At 58.5% G+C, this 17,576-nt stretch carries 16 protein-coding genes and 1 pseudogene; 4 read left to right on the top strand and 13 right to left on the bottom strand.

The genetic code is table 11. The annotated features are described in order from the left end of the window. Window positions 1–48: 48 nt before the first annotated feature. Window positions 49–297 carry a ParB N-terminal domain-containing protein gene (locus tag ACR0IR_RS03035; RefSeq protein ID WP_170363837.1) on the top strand — a complete coding sequence of 83 codons (249 nt, stop codon included), beginning with the start codon at window positions 49–51 and terminating at the stop codon, window positions 295–297. Here the strand turns inward: ACR0IR_RS03035 and ACR0IR_RS03030 are convergent. Continuing rightward, a complete protein-coding gene (locus tag ACR0IR_RS03030; RefSeq protein ID WP_170363838.1) occupies window positions 289–1,296 on the bottom strand; it encodes a fatty acid desaturase in 1,008 nt (335 codons plus the stop codon). The genes ACR0IR_RS03035 and ACR0IR_RS03030 overlap by 9 nt on opposite strands. A gap of 72 nt (window positions 1,297–1,368) precedes the next feature. Then, window positions 1,369–1,575 carry a cold-shock protein gene (locus ACR0IR_RS03025; RefSeq protein WP_170357379.1) on the bottom strand — a complete coding sequence of 69 codons (207 nt, stop codon included), beginning with the start codon at window positions 1,573–1,575 and terminating at the stop codon, window positions 1,369–1,371. A 239-nt stretch (window positions 1,576–1,814) separates the two neighbouring features. Here ACR0IR_RS03025 and ACR0IR_RS03020 point away from each other — a divergent pair. Continuing rightward, a pseudogene (locus ACR0IR_RS03020) lies at window positions 1,815–1,955 on the top strand (IS3 family transposase); the annotation flags it as partial. 68 nt (window positions 1,956–2,023) lie between these two features. On the opposite strand, the gene ACR0IR_RS03015 reads toward ACR0IR_RS03020, so the two are convergent. Next, entirely contained in the window at window positions 2,024–3,367 is a 1,344-nt protein-coding gene (locus tag ACR0IR_RS03015) for a metal-dependent hydrolase family protein (RefSeq protein ID WP_170363823.1), read from the bottom strand. Between the two features lie 523 nt (window positions 3,368–3,890). Between ACR0IR_RS03015 and ACR0IR_RS03010 the strand changes: the two genes are divergently transcribed. Further along, window positions 3,891–4,928 carry an AraC family transcriptional regulator gene (locus tag ACR0IR_RS03010; protein WP_170342831.1) on the top strand — a complete coding sequence of 346 codons (1,038 nt, stop codon included), beginning with the start codon at window positions 3,891–3,893 and terminating at the stop codon, window positions 4,926–4,928. 189 nt (window positions 4,929–5,117) lie between these two features. On the opposite strand, the gene ACR0IR_RS03005 is transcribed toward ACR0IR_RS03010, so the two are convergent. The 7 genes from ACR0IR_RS03005 to ACR0IR_RS02975 form a co-directional block, all read right to left on the bottom strand. Then, the gene (locus ACR0IR_RS03005; protein WP_170364428.1) at window positions 5,118–5,393 is read right to left on the bottom strand and encodes a hypothetical protein; all 276 of its coding nucleotides are present in this window, start codon (window positions 5,391–5,393) and stop codon (window positions 5,118–5,120) included. 285 nt (window positions 5,394–5,678) lie between these two features. Continuing rightward, the gene (locus ACR0IR_RS03000) at window positions 5,679–6,932 is read right to left on the bottom strand and encodes a carbohydrate porin (protein WP_170365936.1); all 1,254 of its coding nucleotides are present in this window, start codon (window positions 6,930–6,932) and stop codon (window positions 5,679–5,681) included. 41 nt (window positions 6,933–6,973) lie between these two features. Next, window positions 6,974–7,339 carry a DoxX family protein gene (locus ACR0IR_RS02995; protein WP_170364432.1) on the bottom strand — a complete coding sequence of 122 codons (366 nt, stop codon included), beginning with the start codon at window positions 7,337–7,339 and terminating at the stop codon, window positions 6,974–6,976. Between the two features lie 76 nt (window positions 7,340–7,415). Beyond that, entirely contained in the window at window positions 7,416–7,745 is a 330-nt protein-coding gene (locus ACR0IR_RS02990; RefSeq protein WP_170357382.1) for a hypothetical protein, read from the bottom strand. Between the two features lie 140 nt (window positions 7,746–7,885). Beyond that, on the bottom strand, window positions 7,886–9,565 hold the full coding sequence (locus tag ACR0IR_RS02985) for an amidohydrolase family protein (RefSeq protein WP_170392031.1): 1,680 nt from the start codon (window positions 9,563–9,565) through the stop codon (window positions 7,886–7,888). A gap of 74 nt (window positions 9,566–9,639) precedes the next feature. Beyond that, the gene (locus ACR0IR_RS02980) at window positions 9,640–11,025 is read right to left on the bottom strand and encodes a metal-dependent hydrolase family protein (protein ID WP_170342821.1); all 1,386 of its coding nucleotides are present in this window, start codon (window positions 11,023–11,025) and stop codon (window positions 9,640–9,642) included. A gap of 51 nt (window positions 11,026–11,076) precedes the next feature. After that, entirely contained in the window at window positions 11,077–12,594 is a 1,518-nt protein-coding gene (locus ACR0IR_RS02975) for a metal-dependent hydrolase family protein (protein WP_170343540.1), read from the bottom strand. 191 nt (window positions 12,595–12,785) lie between these two features. Between ACR0IR_RS02975 and ACR0IR_RS02970 the strand changes: the two genes are divergently transcribed. Then, the gene (locus ACR0IR_RS02970; RefSeq protein WP_170357385.1) at window positions 12,786–13,829 is read left to right on the top strand and encodes a helix-turn-helix domain-containing protein; all 1,044 of its coding nucleotides are present in this window, start codon (window positions 12,786–12,788) and stop codon (window positions 13,827–13,829) included. A 340-nt stretch (window positions 13,830–14,169) separates the two neighbouring features. Here the strand turns inward: ACR0IR_RS02970 and terL are convergent, their stop codons facing one another. Genes terL through ACR0IR_RS02955 form a run of 3 tightly spaced genes read right to left on the bottom strand, consistent with a single transcriptional unit; the run spans window position 14,170 to window position 17,453 of the window. Continuing rightward, the gene (gene terL / locus ACR0IR_RS02965; protein ID WP_480778960.1) at window positions 14,170–15,681 is read right to left on the bottom strand and encodes a phage terminase large subunit; all 1,512 of its coding nucleotides are present in this window, start codon (window positions 15,679–15,681) and stop codon (window positions 14,170–14,172) included. Further along, a complete protein-coding gene (locus tag ACR0IR_RS02960) occupies window positions 15,635–16,066 on the bottom strand; it encodes a DUF5681 domain-containing protein (protein ID WP_093964947.1) in 432 nt (143 codons plus the stop codon). The genes terL and ACR0IR_RS02960 overlap by 47 nt, the downstream gene beginning before the upstream one ends. After that, the gene (locus tag ACR0IR_RS02955) at window positions 16,059–17,453 is read right to left on the bottom strand and encodes a site-specific DNA-methyltransferase (protein WP_480778959.1); all 1,395 of its coding nucleotides are present in this window, start codon (window positions 17,451–17,453) and stop codon (window positions 16,059–16,061) included. The genes ACR0IR_RS02960 and ACR0IR_RS02955 overlap by 8 nt, the downstream gene beginning before the upstream one ends. Window positions 17,454–17,576 lie beyond the last annotated feature (123 nt).

The following is a 17,576-nucleotide window of genomic DNA, read 5'->3' as shown; positions in this document are numbered from 1 at the left end:
GTGAGCTCTAAATCGGAACACATGCACGAAAGGTTGGTCACGTAGCTTATGTTGGAGAAACGACCATATCCGCTCGACCTGATTTATGTACCTGTGAAACGGGCAAAAACGCTTGATCAACAAAAAGTTCTGACGCTGGCCGAAGATATCCTGAAGAACGGCCAGAGGACCCCGATCCAGATACGCGCGGACAACAAGAGGTTCGTGCTGATCGAAGGCCTTCACCGACTGGAGGCCATTCGCGCCCTAGGCGGTGACACTGTGGAGGCATATCTGGTGCGCGCCAGACTACACTGAGTAGTTATTGGCGTTCGACAAAGCCTCGGAAAATGTCAGCAAGCGCTGGCTTTTTTCGTCCCAAAGATGCAATCGTGCACAGTGAAGGCTCTCATATAGAGTAATACGTTGGCAATTTTCCAACTCGGAATGGTCCCGCAAAACTTCGTTTAGCCGATAAAACGGTATGCGGCTGGCAAGGTGGTGAACATGGTGAACGCCAATATTTGCAGAGAACCAAAGCAGGATGCCTGGTAAGGCATAATGAGAACTTCCATGGAATGCGGCGTCCTGAAGGTTCCACTCTTCTTCCCGTTCCCATGTCGTGTGTTCAAACTGGTGTTGAATATAGAAAAGCCAAATACCAATCGAGGCGGCGACGATCATGGTTGGCAGGAATACATAAACCAGCACATCCAGGCCTCCGGTCCAAAAAATCAGGGCCAGGACCACCGCAATCACGGCGTTTGTTCCCATTGCGCTTGCCCAATACAGCCAGCCTGACCGCATGAAACCAAAGGGTAAGCGATTTTGCAGAAAGAACGTGTAGACAGGCACGATACAGAACAGGAAGAAGGGGTTCCGGATTAACCTGTAAGCGGCACGACCGGCCCGCTTGCGCTTCAGGTATTCCTCTACAGTCAACGTAGGGATATCGCCCATCCCGCGCCGATCGAGGTTGCCGGTTGAGGCGTGGTGAATCGCGTGGCTTTGCCGCCAGACGTCATAAGGTGTGAGGGCGAGAACACCCAAGACCCGGCCTGTCCAATTGCAAACGGTACGGTTTTTAAAAAATGATCCGTGACCACAATCATGCATGATGATGAAGAGACGCACCAGAAATGCAGCGTTAAGGATTGCCAGTGGAATAGCGACCCAGACACCAAGGGAAAGCGCAAACCACGCTGCGCCCCATAGTGCGAAAAAAGGGATAACAGTAATTGTCAGTTCAAAAACACTACGCTTGTTATCGGGTACGCGGTATTGAACGAGCGCCCGGGTCAATTCCTGCTTTTGCAACTGACTTTTTCTCCAACGGCTCTTGGGAACCCTCTGAACAAACGGGCACCCCAGAAGGATGCCCGTAGCAGGCTATGCGAGTGCCAGGTTGGAAGCGCTTTCGCGTCCGTCACGGCCAGCTTCGACGTCGAAGGTAACCTTCTGGCCGTCCTTCAATTCGCTAATGCCGGAACGCTCAAGTGCGGAAATATGCACGAACACGTCGCGCTTCCCATCTTCAGGCTCGATAAAGCCAAAACCTTTGGTTGAGTTGAACCATTTTACTGTGCCATTTGCCATGGTGGAAGTCTCCTAATGCTTGTCGCCCGCATCATTGCAGCGACTCGGCGTGGTCGGTCTGAATCGAGGGACTGAACGCCGAATTGAGGAGACAGCAGGTCGAAAAAGAAAAACGTAAGCCACGTATATATGGACTTTGGATACGCACGATACAAGCCCTGATGCATTGGCTAACAACAGAGGCTTTGAGACTGCCGGGCTCGAAACTGTTCAAACGAACCGAACCACCTCTGACCGCCGATGCCGTCGAATGGGAAACCCTGAAATGGGTCGACTGGTTCAACAACCGCCGCCTGCTGCAGACCATCGGAAACATCCCGCCAGCAGAAGCCGAGGAGAAGTTCTATGAACAGCGTAACGAGTTCGATAAAGTCGCCTGAAACGGAGTAATCAGCCTCCGGAAAACCCGGGGCGGTTCAAGTGTCTATCTTGACCCTCGGGAAATGTCTCAGGCCAGATTGTTCTTGTGCGCTTTGCCGTTCTTCATAATCACATCAAAATTGTCCGCAGAGGCCATGACCGTAAGGTCGGCAATCGGGTCTCCGTCCACGAGCAGAATATCTGCGTAGGCTCCGGGTTGGATGACACCGACTGGACCAGCCTGGTAGGGATTACGCGGGCCGGTCAAGTCCCAAAGCTGACCATTCAGACCTGTTGCCTGCCGCAAAATCTCGGCGTTGCTGAACCATGGCGTCCTGAGCTGCAATTCCTCCAACTGCGTTGCTTTCGTTTGCCTCGATCCGACAAAGTCTGTTCCGAGTGCAATCTTAGCGCCGGACTCTCGCGCTAATCGAAGCATGGCGTCGAGACCATCAAACGCCATCTTTTGGCGTTCTGCCTGGGCGGGCGTGAACCCTGCCGGAATGTCTGCTGCAAAAAAGCCAACCTGGGTTGAAAGCCAGACCCCTTTTTCCACGGCCAACTCCATCGACTCAGGCGTCATGAGGTTGCAGTGTTCAATACATTGGTAACCTGCCTCAATGGCGGCCCGAACCGATGTGTCCATGTATGCGTGCGAGGTCGCGTAAGTGTTCCAACGTTTGGCCTCCTCTACTGCCGCTTCGAGTTCTGCCGGCGAATACTCGTTGATATCCAATGGGTCGTAGAGGCCAGTAACGGCGCCGCCTGAAAAGACTTTGATGAAGTGCGCACCCTGCCGGAACTGCTCGCGTGCAGCCGCCAGAACTTCAGGAACCCCGTCTGCGAAAAGTGTGATCCCAAGCCGCTCCGCTTCTGTGAACGGCGGCCCGCCGAAGGCTCTCGGACGCACGGATCGCGGCCGAAGATCGCCATGACCGGCGGTCATTGAAATCGCAGCGTTTGACGCCTGAATGCGCGGACCGGGGTGGAGGCCCTCGTCTATGGCGCGCGCCAAACCGAGAATGCCGCCACCAGTATCACGGACACTGGTAAAGCCACGCATCAGGGTGGCTTCACTTTCGCTCAATGCCAATGCAGCAATGTAATCTGGACGTGCTGTCAGGAAGCCAGCAGGGTCCTGGTTCCACTGGAGGTGCACATGCATGTCGAGGAGCCCCGGCATCAAGGTCCGTCCAGCTCCATCGATGCGCGGCACTTCTGGCGCGGCATCAGCTGCGGGCGAGACATCCTTGATCATTTCCCCTTCGACAAGAACGTTCGTGAGTTCGGTCAATTCATCGGACATCCCGTCATAGACACGCACGTTCGTGAAGAGTGTGGCATCTGGGGCTTGAGCACGAACTCGCGCCGGGACCAGCGCCAGCGCAGTGGTCGATGCGAGACCGGATAAAAATGCGCGTTTGGAGATCATATCTTAACCCTCAAGATGGCGAAGAAGTTATTGAAGGCTACCTCAGGCTCGCCTGTAAAACCATCTGGCAAACCTGATGAAGGGGGTGACGTAAGGTATAGATTTTTTAGGGTGTTAAACTGAAGGTAATCCTTCGCAGCAAGAACACCGCTTTGGGTTCAAAGCAGCCATGCGGCGCTGAGGCGGGCCGCGTGACCACCTTGGTGGAGCCTCCTGACGCCTCCGGCCCAGAGCGGACTTTTAAGTAGCGCGCCGAGAATGGCGGCTTCGAAAGCCACAGCGAACAAGCAAGCTGCCCAACCCGGACGATGTGCGCCGCTACTCGGTGTGTCACACCGCACGGATCTCGAGTTACTCGCGACCGACGTCGCGCCTACCTTGGTGGCGAGTGTGTGAAAGGCACTGCGGGTATTGAACGAAACGGGCGTTGCGTTGTTCGAACGTTGGCTTTGGCAACTGGCAAGAAGGTCAGACGGGCCTTAACGTGGCGCAACACGTCAGACACCGAGACTACGGACCAGAAATGAAATCCGAGATTCCAAAACACAGCGCAATCTGGGGACAGATCATTGTCGGTGAGTTGAAGAAAACAGGCCTTTCCGAGCGGGATATCCGAAAGGAGTTCGGGATAACCAGATCTCAACTCGAAGACCCGGATGCTCGCTGGTCCTTCGACAAGACTGCCTGGTTGTTTGAAAAGGCGAGCGCTTTGACCAGGGACGACCTTGTCGGATACCGCCTGGCACAGTCGCCGGACCTGGTCAGGAAGGCCGGGTTGCTCGCCTATGTCGGCGTTTCGGCACCTACCGTTGGCGGTTACCTTCGAAACATCACCCGTTTTCAGCGCGTGATCGGTGACGCGAGCAAGACGGCCATGGAAGAAGGCCCGGAAACCACCCGGCTGACCTGGCACTACGATGTGCCAGCAAGCATTCCGACCGGGCAATATGCCGAGTTTGGAGCCGTTGGCACGGTCTTCGCCCTGCGGGACTACTCCAATCGGCAAATCCGTCCGACGCATGTTCGGTTCGCGCATCAGCGGCTGACCGGCACCGAGGCCCTCGACAGGTTCTTTGGCTGCAATGTCCTGTTTGGTGCCGCGGAGAACAGCATTGCCTTCAAGGCGGCTGATATGGATGTGCCGCTGTTGACGGCCGACGACAACTTGCAGCGGACGCTTTCGGTCATTTGCGAGAACACGCTGGCTCGGATGCCGCAGACACCCAACAGTGTGGCCCGGGTTGTTGAGAGGCAGATCACGGCGCGTCTTGCAGCCGGCACGGCCCAGCAGGACGCAATTGCGGCGGAACTTGGGATGAGCGCCCGAACGCTGGCCCGCCGACTGACCGACGAGGGCACGAGCTTCGCAGCGGTCGTCGCCAATCTGCGAAAGGCTCTGGCCCGGGACTATCTGCTCAACAGCACGCTTCCGCTCACCGAGATCGCCTATCTTCTCGGATATAGCGACGCCAGTACCTTCAGCACGGCATTCCGAAGATGGTACGGACAGCCCCCCAGCGACTTCAGGGAGCAGCCAGCAACAGAAGCGCCCCTGGCATAGGGCGAACGATCTGAGTAGAGGCCGGACTGCTCGGATCATAGGCCCGCACTTTCACGTTTCTCCGTCTTCCTGAACCACCCTGACGCAACAAACCCGGCAGGCATGAGGCCTGACGGGTTTGAAGCAGATGCCGGATCTCTCCAGCGTCGGTTGGAAGGGGTAAACCGTTCCGGTTGTCTCGTTGCGGGATCAGCGCTTGTGCTTGTTGCCACACTTCTTGCGATCGTCCTTGCGATCTTGACGATCCCGGTCTTCGGCGATCTTGCCACCGAGCGCACCGGCGGCTGCGCCGAGGGCCAGGCCGTCCTTGGCGTCGCCGCCGGTGATTTCGGTCAGCACGGCGCCGGCCACAGCGCCCTTGAGGGCTTTCTCACCGATGTCACCGGCATTGGCGGCCATCGGGGCAGCGAGGGCGAGTGAGGCGGCAAGGGCGGCGAATACGGTGTTCTTGAGGGTGTTTGTCATCGGTTCCAACCTTTCTGACGGTGGCGACCTCCGTGGCCGCCTTCTGTGGAAAGATCTAAGCGAACCGCCATGCCCCCGCTTGAGAGCATCCGACAGCTTCATTGGAATGGCTGACATTGCAGAGCAACAAGCCAAATTCGACGGTTGTTCTGCCGTCATGACTTTCGCCTGACGCAATGCCAATCATCCAAGGGGTCGCCTCCTTGGCCGCGATGGCTGCATGGGCCGTTCCGGCGCAGGCACGACACTCCCAACCAGACGGCATTCTATCCGCCGCTACTCAGGTCAAAGATTGATCCGCAGCCTCAAGCCGAAAACGGTCGTGTCCTGATCGTTGAAGCCCGGGTTGATCATGTGCTGGACGTCCGCCGTCAGGGCGACATTGTCCGACAGGTCCAACCGATAGAAGGCCTCCATTGTGGTCTGGGTGTCGAGCGTTTCATCTACCGGGTCCGCAACGGTCGCGCCAAACCCAAAGAGGTCGTCATAGAGGCCCGGCCGCCATAGAAGTCCAGCGTTGGCTGCGCGTCGGGCGATCGGCGCCTCACCCTCCGACCAGCCGAGGCGTCCGTAGATCATGAATTCCTCGTTGATCGTGTGGTTGGCAGACAGGATCGCCCCGTAGCTCTCCGGCACGCCTGCCTCGGTGCGTTCATCGACGTGAAATACCCCGAGGTGAACGTTGGTTAGAAAGCGCTTCGAGCGTTCGGGCGTCCATCCGATCTCGGCGTATTTGTAGAACTCGGGGCCACCGGGAAACCACTCGACATCGGTCAGCGAGCCGTTTGCATCCGACAGGACACCGAGGGCATAGATCTGGTCGGTCAGGAAACCGCCCCCCGCAATGCCGAAGCCGGGATCGGGGATCGGCAGGACCGGGCTGAACAGGATCGAGAAATTGGAGAAAGTCGTGCGTGGGTTCACGTAGCCGAGGATGTCCGAGTAGTCTCCCGGATCGATCCGGCCGGCCACGAAACCGGCCTTCCCGCCAGCGAGCGTCTGGGACCAGTAGGCGACGGAGAGGGTCGTGTCGGTGTCACTGAATGTCGTTGCGGTGACGCCCGCATAGCCGATTTCCCCGGCAAGCCCGCTTGGCGCGATGTCCGTGCCGAGCAGATGGCGGTTCTCCAATGTGAAGACCAATTGCCCGGGATTTTCGCCGCCGCGATTGAGCAGCGTCCACTGGCCCAGAATGCGCGCCTGGCCCAAGGCGGCCTCGTCGATATCGGTCAGGCTCTCGGTCGCGGACTGGTAATAGGCCTGGTAGTCGAAGGAGAGGTTCAGGCCGGTGCGTTCGGCAAAGCGTTGCCGCGATGCCTCCAAGGGGTCCAATGCCGCATCCAGCCCCGGCCAGCGAGAGTCCTGCAACCGCCGCACTCGGTCTTGTTCCAGTTGGGCCTGCGTGGATGCCGGGCCACCGAGCGAGACCGCTGCGGCGGCCTCCAGGGCGGACGTTGGCCGGCTTTCCTGCGCCAAGGCTCCGGTTGATAACCAGAAGCCAGCGACGATGACCGTACCGAGAAGCCTTGCCTGTCCCATATGAGGTCTCTCTTGTTGCTCTTGATTCTTCTTCGGCCCGCTCATGCAAGTATCGCCAGTACGACATCCCGGCCCGTCCAGAGGACGAAGGCCGAAAGCGTAGCCGTGATCATGGCAGGCACACCGTCTTTCCAAGTGTCCCAGATCAGATGACAACCGATTGCGCCAAGCGACGTGCCCAGAAGGGCAGCGGCCCCGAGCGGCCCGAGCAAGCTGCCTTGAAACCAGATCGCCACCGCCCCGAAAAGCTCGACACCACCGACAAGCGCCATGATCTGACGGTTCAGCCCGTATTTGACGAACATCGCCGGTTGCGTTTCGAAGATGAGCTTCTGCCAGCCAAGGATCTTGATCGAACTGGCGAAGAGAAAGAAGGCGGACAGCAGGCCAATGGCAACTATTTGCATAATACGACTCCGCCGACACACAGGGCTGAAGTTCATTTGATGTTCCCTTCTGGATCGTCCCGAGTGTGCAGTCCGGTTACTTGAGATCGTCCTGCGCCTTGATCTCCGGCACACGGGCGAGGGCTTCGGCCATGTCGGCGCTGCTCATCAACTCGATCATCTGGTAATCCTCCAGCAACCCGTCACCGAGACGGCTGACATAGAAGGCCTGGATGAAGGTGGGGTCGTCCGGCAGGGCGACGGTGATGTAGTTCTTCCCGTTCCCAAGCCCCCAATAGTAGCTCAAAAGCTCGCCGCCGAGCGCCTCGATCCCACCCTTCACCGAGGCCGCGCGGTCCCCGGGATTGGCGATCTGCATCTCCCAGGCGGCGCTGTTGGATGCGCCGATAAACAGGAAGGTGCGCATGTCTTTTGTGTCCTGCGCCGCTGCAACTGTCGCAGAGACGCAAAGGGCTGTCGAAAGAAGGATCCTGTTCATCTTGCCACCCGGAATTGCTTCGATGTTGTGGTCAGTACAGCATGGCTGCCCTGACCGTTCTTGTGCATTCAATGCCCCGGAGCTCCGGGAATGGAGTGTTCCAGCTCGGCAGGGCGGAGCGGGAACTCGGAATGCTCATCCTCTGGCGTTTCGATGTCGGCGTGCCAGGTGAATTCCTTGTCCCCGAGGTCCAGATCGATCTCGCCCCCTTCGATGACCGGGTAACGGATCGGCTGCCCGGGCCGCAGGTCGATATTAGCGACACCGTCGTCGATAATGACCTGCCCGCTCACCAGAACGTAGGGGATTCCCTTGGTGAAGGAGCCGTTCATGCCCTTCTTCATCGATGATGTTTCGGTGATCGTGTCGGGGTCGAAGATCGTGATATCCGCGATCATGCCTTCCTGCATCCGGCCGCGTTCCTGCATCGCCTTCAGGCCCACCTTGGAAAAGTACTTCGCGGGAATGTAGGAGGCGTTGTTCACCATCTCCATCAGCGCGATGCCCTGTTCACGGGCCTCGCGGAACACGATGCCATAGGTGCCGGCATTGCGCGGGTGCCCCCCGTACTCCGTGAAATCGGCCTCGATCGGCAGCGGTTCGCCATCGACGGTGAAGCCGACGATGTCGTTGGCGATCGCAATATCCTTCATGTGGATCCAGCGCTCCAGGTCTGCTTCGGGGCGGACTGTGATGAAAATCGGCTTGCTCGGATCCTCCTTCTGCTGCCGGAAGAACTCCTCGTCGGACTCGTAGAGTTCGCCGGTGCTGGTATCGAAGATATCGCGGGTCGGAACGATATTGTTCGCCTCGATCTTGTCCGGCAGCAGTTGCGGTGTCGCGATGTTCGGATTGCCGGTGATGGCCGGGTAGTATTCCGCGAAGATGGTCATTCCGCGCATTTGCAGGCGGCGCGCAAGCTCGTAGATTTCTTCCCACCCCTGGTTCTGGATGTGGGAAAGGATCAGGGCCCCGTCGAGCGCAACGGCGTTTGCGATCACCTCGTTTGCGCCCAGGGAATAGTAGAGCGGCAGGCTCTCGGTCGGACCGAAACGGGTATGGGCGCCAAAGAAGCGGTCATACTTCTTCGCCATTTTCTGAAGCGCGAAAATCTCCTTCGGATAGGTGTTGTATCCCATGTATCCCACCGTCGTGTTGACGGTGATCGCCCCGGCGCGAAGACCCTTTTCATACATGGTCATGACTTCGACGAGCTGATCCGCAGTCGGAATATCCAGCGCCCAGCTGGCATGTCCGTCTTCTTCCTCGGCTGCACCGCGTGACTTGAGGATGTAGGTCGGATCGGATGCCAGCTCGACTGAAACCCCATCCATCACGACACGCCGGATCTCCTCGTGCCCCATCCCGGAACCGAAGTTGAGAAAGGAATTGCCCTCGTACTTGTCGTAGAACAGGTCGGCATCCGCCACGCCGCTCTCGGTATCGAGGATCGTCGTCGTGCCATCATGGGCCATCATCTTCTGATCGAAGCCGCCAAAGGAATGCGAATGGGTGTTGATGAATCCCGGCGCGACTACATGCCCGGAAACGTCGATCTCGCGCTTGCCCGTCAAGGCATCTTCGGTGATCGCGGTGATCCTGTCGCCGGTCACGCAGACATTGCGCACGGCATCAAGATTGGTTTCCGGGTCCATGACGCGGCCGTTGAGAAGCGCGACGTCGCACTCCTGAGCAACCGCCATCGAACTGCAGAGGGCCATGAGAGTGGCAAGAGTGAGGTGTTTCACGGTCAGTCCTTCCGGGATGATTGCGTCGGGCAAAAAAACGCGGGGCGGACGAGGGAGACCGCCCCGCGCTCTCCTCAGTCCAGCGTGTTCTTGTAGATCACGCCGTCCTTCATGATGACCTTCAGGTTGGGATCAGGATCGGCCAGAAGAAGGATGTCTTCGAGCGGGTTGCCATCGACCAGCAGGAGATCCGCGTAAGCGCCTTCCTCGACCACGCCGAGCGGGCCGTCTTGATACGGATTGTTCAAGCCCGTAAGCCGGTTCATGCGGGCGCCGTTCGATGTGGCCATGCGCAGAATGTCGAAGGGTTTGAACTTGGCCTCGTGCAGGTATTTGAACTCGTCGTTCATCTTCTTGTCCTGCTCAAGCGTCTGGTCCCAGTTGTTGATGAGATCGGTGCCCAGAGTGTAGAGGTCGATCATGCCCGGTGTCGTCTGGATCACCTCGATCATGTTGGCGGCGGCGTCACGGACACTCTTCCATTTGGCGAACGAGGCTGGCGTGTAGAAGGCTTCCGCCTGTTCGGTCGTCACCGAGTAGACCGGGGCTACCGCCGTCGCGAACATGATCTGCTTTTCGACCATGATCTCGGCGGCCTCCTTGGTCAGGAACGGGATGTGCTCAACGGTCTTTGCACCGTTGTCGATACAGTTGCGGATCGCCTGCTCGGTGAACACGTGGCAGGTGACGTAGGTGCCCCATTGCTCGGCGGTCTTGACCGCCATCTGGATCTCGTCCGCCTGGTACTGAAGCGAATGCAGCGGGTCGAACTCGGACGTGACCCCACCGCTGACCATGACCTTGATCTGGGTTGCCCCGCGCCGCAGGTTCTCGCGCACCGCCATGCGGATCTGCTCCGGGCCATCCGCGATGAAGCTCATGTCCGTGTCGACCCAATGCGATGGGCCTTGCCCCGACAGGGTTGGATGCCGGTCGTTCAGCTTGCGGAAATCGGCATGGCCCGATGTCTGCGTGATGAAGGCCTCCGAGGAATAGATCCTCGGGCCGGGGAACATACCGGTATCGATGATCCGCGCGATGGACTTTGCCGGTCCGCCGAGGTCACGAACCGTCGTGAACCCGTTCATCAGGATGCGCTCGGACCGGATCGTTGCAACGCCACCAAGATGGAAGGGCGTGATGTTCTGGCGCAACCCGTCACTGAGCGGGTTGAACACCAGCAAATGCACGTGCTGGTCATGCATCCCCGGCATGAGCGTGCGCCCGCCGCCGTCAATCATGGTTGCGTTGGGCGCTTCGATCCCGTCCGTCGAAATTTCCTTGATCAGGTTGCCTTCGACCAGAACGCTGGCGTTTTCGATCCGCGCCTCGTTCACGCCGTCAAAAACATGGACATTGGTGAACAGGGTCTGCGGCAGCGCTTCGTCCTGCGCAGAGGACATGCCGGCAGCGAGCGACACCACGCCCGCCAGTAATGTGGACTTGAAAAGATGCTTCATAAGTTTGCCCTTCCGCAATGTTGACGGCGGGGCCAGCGCCGCGCCGAAAGTTCAGTTCAACGTGTTCTTGTAGAACTTGCCGTCCTTCATGATGACGCGAATGCTCGGCACGTCCTGCCCGCGTGGCTCGGCATCGAACCATGTATCGACAGCGCCGATGGCAGTGATGTCTTCGAGCGGGTTTCCGTCAACGATGAGGATATCGGCATAGGCACCTTCCTCGATCACGCCGAGCTTGCCTTCGGGATAGGGGTTTCCGCGTCCCGTCAGTGCGGCCAGTTCGCCGCCATTCGAGGTCATCATCTGCAAGGCCCAGAGGTTGCCGAACTCACGCGCCATGAAAGCCTTGGTGAAGTCCATCGACTGCCGGTACGGCACACCGGTCAGCAGCACGTAGTCGGAATCGAACACCATCTTCGGCTTGTACTTCCGCACCAGATCAAACAACTGCTCGCTGTTTTTCCGCAACCAGAGGAACTTCGCCGTCGGCGGGAAGGTCGGGTCCTGGTGCATCGGATGCTCAAGCGCCTCGGGCGCCAACGCGGTCAGGTTGGGCGAGAAGAACGCTTCCTTCTCTACCAGCTTCTGCATCGTCGGTTCCGTTATGGTCAGGCCGTGATCCACCACTTTGACCCCGAGATCGAGCGCGCGCGACAGGTCGCTATCCATGAAGACATGCATGGCGACATAGGAATCCATGTCCCCGGCCACCTCGACGGCAGCGGCGATTTCTTCGTCTGTAAAGGCGGACTGGTAGATCGGGTCCTTGATGGAGGTCACACCACCACTGACCATGATCTTGAGGTAGTTGGCCCCAAGCGCAAAGTTCCGCCGCGCGCCGTGGAGCACTTCGGCAGGGCCGTCGACAAGCCGCGTGATCTCCAGCCGTTCAAGATTGCTTTCGTTCTTGCGTTGCCCGGCGATCCCCCAGTCGCCATGACCACCGGTCTGGCTGAGGCAGGCGCCGGACGAGTATATCCGCGGGCCCGGAAGCGAACCCTCGTCGATTACCGCACGAAGTCCACCATGTGCACCGCACATGTCGCGCACGGTTGTGAAGCCCATCGCCAGCATTTCCTGCGCAAAGGCCGCAGAACGTGCGCCGATCTCCTCCCATGTCGTGTCCTGAAGGCCCGGGATCGTGCCATCCTTGTACATATTCACATGCACATGGCTGTCGATCAGTCCCGGCATCAAGGTGCGTCCGCCGCCGTCGATCACATTGACCTCGACCTCTTTGGTCTCGATACCGCGTTCGGTCTGGATGGTGAAAGAATAGCCGTCGATACCGCCAACAGGATCGGGCAGGCGCTTGCTTCCGCCCGTTCGAACTTCGACTTCCCACGTGCCGGATTCGGGAATGTCCTCTGCAATCTTGTGAATCTTGTTCTTGACGACGAGCACGTCGACATCTTTCAAGCCGTCATTCACCCCGTCGAAGACCATCACGTTCTTGAACAGCGTGACCTCCGAGGGAATGTTGGGGATATCCTGCGCAATGGCAGGCGTCGTGAGCGCAATTGCCATTGACATGGCCGGCAGCAACGCCTTCAGGTTGAGTGTTGTCATTCGGTGTCCTCCCAGGGGTCGGTCTTCCTGCGGACCGATCCTCCCACTATGCACATGTGCCCCGAGATTCTTTTGACCCGCTGATCCCGTGGTGCATTTTTCTGACCCGATCCGGTCAATTTCAGCCAATTTCTGCTTGGCCGTCAGGCGCCCGCGCCCGTAGCGTGTCGGAGAGCGAAAGGGTGATGTGGATGCCGCAAGGAGAACAAAAGGACGGTTTGTCCCTCGTACGTGCTACGGTCCTCGGCCCCGTCGTAGCGATGATGCGGCGGCTCGATGCGGATCCGGCCTTTGCGCTCGGGCTGCATGGATTGAGCGAGGAACAGGTCCTGAACCCGGCCGAGTTCATCCCGCATGACACGGTCTATGCGGCGCTGGCCTCCATCGCCGACATCACCCGGCCGGATATCTGCGCCTTGGCGGGACAACAGACAGACCTGTTGAAGTTCCTGCCGCGTGGGGCGCTCCTCGGCCAGTCGGTGACCCTTGGCGATTTCTTCACCCGGTTCACCCAGATCGTCTCGAAGGAAAGCAACGCGGTGTCCTTCCGGCTCCTGATCGAGGAGGAACACGCCTACTTCACCACCAGTCGCAATTTCGAACCCGAGGTGTCGCCGGGCCATTCGGACGCCTTTCTCGTCGGGATCTGGATCTCCCTGCTGCACCGTGTTCTCGATTTCCGATGGGATCCAACCCAGGTTGTTCTGCGCCTCTGCGACCCGACCCTGCTGCCGGAGCAGTTTCATGGCGTGCGGGGCATCAAGTGCAACAACAGGGGATTCTCCATCCGCTTTCCGGCGGCCTGGCTGTCGCTTCCAATCAACCCCGAACTCCTCGTGAACCACGACAATGATATCGAAGAACCGGTTCAGGTCGATGTGCCCCTGGACTACCTCGAAGGCTTCGAAATTCTCGTGCGATCAAGGCTGTCCGATCCGGCGCTGACGGTGAGCGAGGCCGCCCGGATGTGCAGCATCACCACCAAGGTGCTGAACAAGCGCTTGTCCTCCTACGGAACAACGGCGTCCAAGGTGATCAACCGGCTGCGGATGGAAAAGGCCTCCGAACTGCTCACCACATCTGATCATTCGATCAAGGAGATCGCCCAATTGGTCGGCTTGTCCGAAACATCGGCACTCACCCGAGCCTTCACGCGGAACTTCGGCATATCCCCGAAAGATTGGCGCAATAAGGAGGCACAAGAGGCCCAAATTGCCGGAGCGCCTGCAGATTAGCCTGACCCCGCTGCGACTTCTCGACTACCGCAATCTCTTGGAACCTCGGTCGCCAATGGTAATGCCGAAGAGATGCATGAACCGGCGAGCCCTTCGCGGGGAGCAATCGATGGGAAAGGAGACCTCCATGCTATCCGCAGCGAACTCCCGCTTGCCGCCCATCGCGACAGTTTCTGCGGAACTTGCCAATGGGTAATCTGGGCTCAAAGCCGTCATCCGACGGCATTAGCGATTAGACCGGTTTGTGGTTGCGAGCGGTCATTGGGGCCGCTCTCAGGATTGGTCCGACTTCGGCCCTCCCAGTACTATTCAACGAGTTTTCAAGCTCAACTCCGAGATCCTACCGTCGCCTGACCCTCTCTCGATTACGCTCCCGACGTTCGATGTTGATCCGGTGGTCGCGGCCCAATGCCCGGTAGAAGCCCGGTCCCTTGGACCAGTTCAGAAAGTGGGCAAAGCTGTCGACCTGATCGTCGTTGCGTCCGCGTGGAAAGGACTGAAGCTCCCGTTTGAATACCGGCAGCCAGGGTGCATCTGCAGGCAGATAAACCTTGCCCTCTTCGACAGGACCGCAAGCGGACTGGAACCGGGTTTCCTTGTCCTTGTCGGGTTTAATGCGTTCGTAGCGCCGACGGTCATCACGAAACAATTCGTCCAAAAGAGGTTTGCCGGAGGCCGCATCTTCGATCAGGACACGATCGGGATCCCAACGGCCGACAAGTTGCAGTGCCTTGGCTTTCAGGTCTGGGTAGTCTACCTGCCCGCGCCAGACGTCGATAAGATGCCACGCATTTTCGCGGAACCCCCAGGTTGTACAGACAGAGAAATCAGACCGGGGGTCTGCCGACATGCCCGTATCCCAGCTCTGAACCACCAGTTGGAACCAGCGGCGATCTTCGATGGTCTCGTAGGTGCCAAACCACTCCCAGCGCAAGGGCGACCCGTCGGGAGCAATGGGGTTCTGCTGATACTGGCAATTGAACACGGCCGCGCCCATTTCGCGACGCTTGGTATCCAGCGTTTGCTGATCCAAACGGGACGGGCACAGGAGATCACCCGGTTTGCGGCGCATGACCCTTCCACGCCCAAGAGGAACCACCTCATGGCCTTCTGCGATGGCAGGCAGATTCAGATGCCGGTAGGTCCCGCGTTCGAGCAGATAACCCGGCGGATCCATCTCGTGCAACCGTTGCGCAACCATAACCACACGCCCTTCGGCCGGATTGTCGAAGCGCAACAACAAGGTCCCCTCAATGAACTCCTGCGCCTTGACCAGCTCGGCTTCGGAGCCGGCATCTCCGGCTTTCAGCAGGTCATCGATGATGATGTAATCGGCGCCATGACCGGTGACAGAACTTCCAATGGAGACAGCCTTACGGCCGCCTCCCTTTGTGGTGCGGATTTCTTCTGAGGTGTTGCCCTTATTAGCCAAGACCGTTTCAGGGAACATTTCCCGGTACCAGCGCGCAGACATGATCCGACGACAATCTTCGGAATGTTTGCGCGCCAGATCCAACCCATAGCTGGCAACGATGATCTTGGCGCTGGGGTTTTGACCGAGAAGATAAGCGACATATGCAACGGCCACGGTGACCGATTTCAGGCAACGTGGCGGGATGTTGATGATCAGTCGCTTGTTTTCGCCTCGACGGACATTGTCCAACTCATGGCACATGGCCCGCACATGCCAGGCCGGATCAAAGCTGCGGTCAGTTCCCTGGTGCAGCGTGCCAAACACACGCCAGACGAAGGGAAATAAATTGTCCCGGCAAACCTCGCGAGCGGCTTGCACGACGATTTTTGGATCAGGAGTCGTCATCTTCCGCCTCCTCGTTTTCCAGATCACCGTCACCGTCCAGTTGGCTGGAAAAGAAATCCCGGAGGATGTCGTAGTCGACAGCGTCGGGCTCAACCGTACGGACGCTTTCTTGCGCGTCCAATTCACTTGCGTTGAACAGATCTGTGTCCAGCTTAAGCAGCGCCATCAACAATTTCGTGTCGCCCTTCAACGCGCCTGCCGTGAACCGCTTGGCAATTGCCTCAGCCTTGGAAATCCGGATTTCGTGGCTGCCTTCACGAACCGTAATCTTGGTTTCCAATTCACGTTTCAAGCTGGCATTCACCCCCTTGGCACCTTTCGGCCGCCCTTTCGGATTGCCGGATCGGCCTTTTTTGAATTGGGTCGCTTTGGGCGGTTTGCCGTAGCCGACCTCATACTCTTTTGTATCGTCAGACATGACCCACCTCCTGTTCTGAAGTGGTATCGTTGGCCGCAAAACGCGCATCGAACGTCTGGCCTGTTACCGCGTGCACGGCGCTCTCACCGGTCATCTCCTGCCAACGGCGGATGGCCACATCGACATAAGTCGGGTCGAGCTCAATAAGCCGCGCTTGGCGCCCGGTTTTCTCAGCTGCCAGCAGAGTCGCGCCGGACCCGCCAAAGGCGTCCAGCACGACATCGCCGCGGTGGCTCACATCCATGATGGCATCTGCAACCAGAGCTGTCGGCTTCACCGTGGGATGATCCGCGAGATCCGCCTCGCGCCCTGCCCCAAAGCTGTTCACACCGGCGTAATCCCAGACGTTGGTCCGGTTGCGCCCGTGTTTGCCCAGCTCGACGTTGTTGATGTGCGGCGCACCAGGCTTCTTGAAAATGCAAATCAGCTCATGCTTTGAGCGATAAAGGCTGCCCATGCCTCCGTTCGTCTTGTTCCAGACGCAGAGATTGATGAGGTCCAATCCAGCTGCTTTGCCCGCCGTAATCAGTTCTTCGATATGACGCCAGTCCATGCAGATCATCGCGATGCCTCCGTTCGGCAGGCAGTCAAACAACTGCGTGATCGCGCCTGAAAGAAAGCCGCGGAACTCGCTATCCGTCATTTCTCCCGACGCCATGGCAAACTCGCGGTATTCGGCGCTATTGCCGGACCGCACATGCCCATTGACAGGCACGTTGTAAGGCGGATCGGTGAAGACTATCTGCGGGGTCTCGCCTTCCAGCAAGGTGTCGTAGCTCTGGGCTTGAAGGGCGTCCCCGCAGAAAATGCGATGATCTCCGAGAACCCAGAGGTCGCCCGGCTCCGTGACTACGGGTGCCGCAGGGTCCGGCGTCTCAACAGTTTCCGCTACAGATACCGTCACCTCACCGACGCTGTCGATAATGATGTCGATCTCCGGTGTTTCGAACCCTGTGATGTCCAGATCAAAGTTCAACTCGCCATCAAGGCTGAGGTCCATCAGCTCGGCAAATTCGATCTGCAACGCCGCTTCATTCCAGTCCGACAATTCCGCCAGCTTATTGTCCGCAATGCGCAGAGCGCGCACTTCCGCTTCTGACAAATGATCCGCGACAACAGTCGGTACGGAATTCAACCCCAGGGCCTTAGCGGCCTCATAGCGGCCATGACCCGCGATGATTGTGCCCGAACCATCCAACAGGATCGGAGTGACAAAGCCAAACTGGGCCACCGATGCTTTCAGTTTGTCGACATTCTTGGCCGCGTGCACGCGGTTGTTGTTGGCGTAGGGCTTGATCTGGCCGATCTGGGATTGGATAACTTTTTCGGCCATCCAGGTAGGCGTATTGGACGCCCGAACGTCGCTGTGTGTGTTTTTGGCAGGCATAACCGCCTCCTTTTGCGTGACGCCGCGCGGACGTCGAGATGGAGGGATCGCGCTGGAAAATCGGAGAGAGCACAAATCGCAACTCCCCGGACCAATCGATCCGAGACGTTGCTCCTTTGAATG

This window comes from Ruegeria sp. CF2, assembly GCF_056537385.1.
The sequence above is the reverse complement of the archived record's forward strand: the minus strand, read 5'-3'. Positions and strand labels throughout refer to the sequence as shown.